Origin of the sequence: Altererythrobacter sp. MTPC7 (assembly GCF_042851395.1) — a bacterium.
Lineage (GTDB): Bacteria > Pseudomonadota > Alphaproteobacteria > Sphingomonadales > Sphingomonadaceae > CAJXSN01.
On the sequence record NZ_BTGS01000046.1, the window covers coordinates 1 to 851 of the forward strand.

At 61.6% G+C, this 851-nt stretch carries 1 protein-coding gene; it reads left to right on the forward strand.

What is annotated here, in order from left to right; translation table 11 throughout:
- Positions 1–78 precede the first annotated feature (78 nt).
- A protein-coding gene (locus ACGHJ7_RS14755) for an IS5 family transposase (protein ID WP_390479178.1) occupies positions 79–836 on the forward strand; the annotation gives its coding sequence in 2 pieces (ribosomal slippage) (positions 79–415 and positions 415–836; 759 coding nt in all).
- Positions 837–851: the final 15 nt, after the last annotated feature.

The following is an 851-nucleotide window of genomic DNA, read 5'->3' on the forward strand; positions in this document are numbered from 1 at the left end:
TAGGGTCCGGACCCATAAACGGGATTCACAGCAGCATCGAGATGTGATTCACCAGCCTCCAGCGAGGAGGTGTGGTGGATGGCGGATTTCTTCTGGTTTTCGGATGAGCAGTGGGCGCGGATTGAACCGCTTCTGCCGCAGGATACGCGTGGTATTCCGAGAGTCGATGACCGTCGGGTGCTCTCCGGGATTGTCCATGCTCTGAAGAGCGGCGGTCGCTGGGGCGATTGTCCCGAGCAGGTCTACGGGCCGAAGAAGACGCTTTACAACCGCTTCCGGCGCTGGGCCGAGCGCGGCGTGTGGGAGCGCATCTTCGCCCAGCTTGCCGGGGTCGAGGGCGTGCCTGGCAAACTCTTCATCGACAGCAGTTGCATCAAGGTCCACCGCACTGCCGGAGGCGCAAAAGGGGGGCCTTGGCTCATGGTATCGGCATCACCAAAGGCGGGCGTAACACCAAGCTCCATGCCGTCTGCGACGAGAAGGGCCGCCCGCACGTCCTCCTGCTGACACCGGGCAATACACATGATGCCAAGGTCGCGATGCTGGCGATCAATGCCGTGCCGCCATCCGACTATCTGGTCGCCGACAAAGGCTACGACAGCAACGCTTTGCGTTCCTGGCTGATCGAACGCGGCACCACCCCGGTCATCCCGTCGAAGGCCAACCGCAAGGTGCAGATCGAGCATGACCGGCAGATATACCGCAAGCGCAATGTCGTCGAACGCATGTTCTGCCGCTTCAAGGACTGGCGCCGCGTCGCCACCCGCTTCGACCGCAATATCAAGACCTTCATGGCAACCATCGCCATCGCAGCCTTCGTCACGTGGTGGCTCTAATGAGTCCGGACCCTA